Source organism: Peribacillus sp. (assembly GCF_059453735.1).
This window is the reverse complement of record NZ_JAZVJO010000210.1, coordinates 1-4,211: the sequence shown is the minus strand read 5'-3', so window position 1 is coordinate 4,211 and position 4,211 is coordinate 1. Positions and strand designations below refer to the sequence as shown.

Annotated in this window: 5 protein-coding genes and 1 riboswitch; all 5 genes read left to right on the top strand. The window is 40.6% G+C overall.

Annotated features, from left to right (window positions below):
• Positions 1 to 67: 67 nt before the first annotated feature.
• The 5 genes from AC52RT_RS06630 to AC52RT_RS06610 all read left to right on the top strand — a co-directional run bounded on the left by AC52RT_RS06630 (position 68) and on the right by AC52RT_RS06610 (position 3,617).
• The gene (locus AC52RT_RS06630) at positions 68 to 244 is read left to right on the top strand and encodes a hypothetical protein (protein ID WP_407463331.1); all 177 of its coding nucleotides are present in this window, start codon (positions 68 to 70) and stop codon (positions 242 to 244) included.
• A 67-nt stretch (positions 245 to 311) separates the two neighbouring features.
• A riboswitch (SAM riboswitch) is annotated at positions 312 to 421 on the top strand.
• 102 nt (positions 422 to 523) lie between these two features.
• On the top strand, positions 524 to 1,501 hold the full coding sequence (locus AC52RT_RS06625) for an aliphatic sulfonate ABC transporter substrate-binding protein (protein ID WP_495540013.1): 978 nt from the start codon (positions 524 to 526) through the stop codon (positions 1,499 to 1,501).
• A gap of 60 nt (positions 1,502 to 1,561) precedes the next feature.
• Positions 1,562 to 2,362 carry an ABC transporter permease gene (locus AC52RT_RS06620; RefSeq protein ID WP_495540014.1) on the top strand — a complete coding sequence of 267 codons (801 nt, stop codon included), beginning with the start codon at positions 1,562 to 1,564 and terminating at the stop codon, positions 2,360 to 2,362.
• A 16-nt stretch (positions 2,363 to 2,378) separates the two neighbouring features.
• The gene (locus AC52RT_RS06615) at positions 2,379 to 3,083 is read left to right on the top strand and encodes an ABC transporter ATP-binding protein (RefSeq protein ID WP_495540012.1); all 705 of its coding nucleotides are present in this window, start codon (positions 2,379 to 2,381) and stop codon (positions 3,081 to 3,083) included.
• An 81-nt stretch (positions 3,084 to 3,164) separates the two neighbouring features.
• Positions 3,165 to 3,617, top strand: a complete 453-nt coding sequence (locus AC52RT_RS06610) for an SRPBCC family protein (RefSeq protein WP_495540011.1) — start codon at positions 3,165 to 3,167, stop codon at positions 3,615 to 3,617.
• Positions 3,618 to 4,211 lie beyond the last annotated feature (594 nt).

Here is a 4,211-nt window from a genome sequence, read left to right as displayed (position 1 = left end):
ATGGCCCAGGGTGTCTAAGTTTTGAAGGGTGGGGAATTATGATAAGAATTTAAATGGGAGATTTCTAATGCTTTCAGACAATATATTAGTATTAGAATTAGCGGAATTTGATACATATGATTTTTTAAGTTTAATAGAACTTTCTGCAGCAATTGGCTGGGATTATGGTGAACATGAAATTAGAACTGTTATGTCATGTTTAGTAGTTAATAATTTTAAAATTAAATATTCAAAATATTATTGACATTGAAATTTTTGTGCTATATACTTCATACAGATAAATACCTTAATTTAATTAAATAGTAATGACACTCTTATCGAGAGCGGCGGAGGGAATAGGCCCTGTGAAGCCCGGCAACCATTAAGCGAAAGCTTGAAAAGGTGCTAAATCCTGCAGATCAACTGATCTGAAAGATGAGGGAGGATTTTTTTAAAAACCCTCTTCTTATTTTTTGAAGAGGGTTTTTTACGGTTATTAAACCAAGTAAGCAAATCGGTATTCTAGAAAAACGGAGGTAGGAAGATGAAGAAATGGGCTATATTATTGGCATTAACAGGATTAGTACTTTCAGGCTGCTCGAACGATGCGAGCGGAACTGGAAAGGACGGAAAACCAAAGAAAATCATTCTTGATTATGCGTACTATTCACCGGTTAGCTTGGTATTAAAAGATCAGGGGCTGGCTGAAAAGAAATTCAAAGAAGAGGGCATTGATGTCGAGTTCGTCCTCAGCCAAGGTTCTAATAAAGCGTTAGAATTTCTTAGTTCAGATAGTGTTGATTTCGGTTCAGCTGCAGGTGCGGCAGCCTTGCTTGCCAAAGAAAAGGGTACGCCCATTCAAAGCGTCTATATTTCCTCAAAACCGGAGTGGACGGCGCTTTTAGCTAAAAAAGGAAGTATTCGATCAGTAGCTGATTTAAAGGGGAAAAAAGTAGCGGCTACTTTGGGTACTGATCCCTATATTTTTCTCTTACGTGCGTTAAAGGAAGCTGGATTAACAGAGAAAGATGTTGAAATTGTTAACCTACAGCACAGTGACGGAGCTGCAGCTGTTCAATCAGGTGATGTAGATGCTTGGGCAGGTCTTGATCCGCATATGGCTAAGGTAGAATTGGAATCAGATATTCAAATCTTTTACCGAAATCCTGACTTTAATAGTTTTAGTACGTTGGATGTTCGTGAGGACTTTGCTAAGAAGTATCCCAAATATGTGGAAAAAGTTCTTGAAGCATATGAGGAAGCTCGGCAGTGGACAATCGACCATCCAGATGAAACCGCAGAAATTCTTGCGAAAGAAGCAAGCATTTCACTTGAGGTTGCAAAAAAACAATTGGAACGCACAGATTTTTCTAAACCGGTTCCCGGTGATGAACAAAAAGCCATTATTACTGGTTCAGGAGAGGTACTCAAAGAAGCTGGTTTATTAAAAGACTCGACCGACGTTAATGAGCTGACAAACAAGTTACTTAACCCGACATATGCGGAGAAAGTCACCAAGTAATGGAGAAGAGAGGGGAATAGGATGTTAGAGCAAAGTAATCGTGCGCTTAAATTGGGTCAAATGAACAAAATTACAATGCCAAGTAAAAAGCCGCAGAGTAATCGTAGGCTTCTGCTGGGCAGCATCTTGCCAGTGACATTAGTCGTTTTATGGGAAGCGGCAAGCAAAATGGGGCTTATTGAAGCCCATTTGCTGCCTGCACCATCTGTAATTATTGCCAGCCTATATCAAATGGTGTTGGAAGGAACCCTTTGGGGACATCTTGGTTCGACCTTAACAAGAGTGTTTGCAGGATTTTTTATTGGAACACTTGCTGCCATAATCGTTGGTTCATTGGTGGGTTATCTGAAAATTTTTGAAGAACTTGTGGATCCCATTATTCAAGCGCTTCGATCGATTCCATCGCTTGCATGGGTACCGTTGTTTATTCTCTGGATGGGCATTGGTGAAACCTCGAAGGTGACGCTCATCGCGGTTGGGGTGTTTTTTCCAGTCTATCTGAACATGGTGGCCGGGATACGGGGTGTAGATCGTAAGCTGATTGAAGTCGGTAAAATATATGGTTTTACATCGTTTCAAATTGTCCGCAGAATTATTCTTCCGGCCTCGCTTCCATCATTTTTGACAGGAATCCGCAGCGGTCTTGGCCTTGGATGGATGTTTGTTGTGGCGGCAGAAATTATGGGGGCAAGCAAAGGGCTGGGTTACCTGTTGATTGTCGGCCAGAATACGTATTCTCCAGATACGATAATCGGCAGTATTCTTCTTTTCGCTATTCTAGGTAAACTAACCGACTGGATCCTAAAAATGATTGAAGAACGCTCATTAAGGTGGCAGGACAGTTTGGCAAATCAACATTGAGAAAGAAGGAAGCGATATGTTATCTGTACAACAGGTTTCACGGACATTCAATCATAAACAGGCTGGTTTAATAGATGTTTCTTTTTCCGTGGAAGAGGGAGAAATCATTGGGATATTGGGAACAAGCGGCTGTGGAAAAAGCACCTTGCTGCGTGTCCTGTCAGGGTTGGATAAGGACTACACAGGGAACTTTAGTCTTGAGAAGGAAGAAGTCGGAATGATGTTCCAAGAGCCGAGGCTGATGCCTTGGCTGACAGTTGAACAAAATGTAGCCTTCGGGCTGAAGGGGGATCAAAAAGCTCTCGTCCACGATTTGTTGGGTACGGTAGGTCTCACGGGCTTTGAAAAACATTACCCAAAGGATCTTTCTGGAGGGATGTCTCAACGGACTGCCATTGCGCGGGCACTTGTAACGGAGCCTGAAGTACTATTACTTGATGAACCCTTTAGTGCGGTAGATGCTTTTACAAAAATGCAGCTGCAAGAATTATTACTTTCTATCTGGAAAAAGAAAAATACGACGATGCTATTAGTTACTCATGATATCGATGAAGCCTTATATCTTTGTGATCGTATTCTCATTTTAAAGGGGCAGCCAGGTGTATTAGCTGAGGTACTCACAATTAAGCAGTCCAAACCAAGGAATCGTACCGATATGGATCTTGCTCTCATAAAGGCTGAAATATTACAGGTACTTGATTTACGGGAAACCGTATCCTAAGATTTAGCTATTTTACTCTTAAGGTTCTATACAGTTTGGACAATATAATACAGTAGGAGTGAAAGTAACAACACGAATGAGGTGGGACTTTTGCCAACCGGGCTGCACAGCATAAAAATGGCTTTACCAATCGAAGAAATCTGGGAGTTTGTAAGCAAGGTAGAAAACTGGGCACCGCTTGTTCCTGGCTACATCAATCATACTGTATTAAATGAAAATCAGGTTACCTGGAAGTTTAAAGGCGATTTAGGCTTGATGAAGAAGAAAATAGAGCTGATTGTCGATATCATTGAATGGAAAGGACCGAGTAAAGTAACATTTGACCTCACTGGTCTGAATGAACCGTTTGCCGGCAGCGGTTATTTTTTAGCAGAAGCCATCGATCCAAGGAATACGAAGATGACCGGTTTTTTAGACATTACTGCAAGCGGATATAAGGCGCCAATAGCGAACTCGTTATTGAAGACCTTTGTACCCCAAATGGCAGAAGACCTTGCAAAAGCTATCGCACTCGAACTGAAGAAAAAACACTAAGCAGCGCCCGCAGATCATTCTTCTGCGGGCGTTGCTTAGTAATGCACTGAAAGGAAGGTATTTTGAATTCTTCTAGGTTATCTACCTCTGTAAAAAACATCAGTATCAAAATACCTTTTTGAAGTGTTAAGTTATTTTATCTCTGTTTTGCCCTCTTGCTGAAGGTCGTCATGCAACACTTCTCGTGAAGAAGGAATTCTCACATAAAAAATAGAATAGTTGATTAGGTTCAAAATTTGCAAAATACTTAAAAAACATCAATATTGATCAGTCTCTAAATCTTATTGTAGAGCAAGGTCATGAAATCCATAAAGATGGTCGAGTTTTGATATAGATCTCAAAAAGCAATGAATCTTATGATGTTGCAATTACCGGGAATGAGTTCATGTTAAAGATTTCGATGTCCAATTAGAACGTTCATATTTACGACCTTAACGATTTATTCGGTTTCGTATATGTTGACGATCAAAAACTCAGGAAGGGTGATGAAATGATGATTGATGGAATTAAGGACTTATTAAGGGAAACCTTTGAAGGTCCAAAAGGGAATGGGAGTTGGTTTACTGAATCAAAGCCTGGGAGTGGATTGTTCGG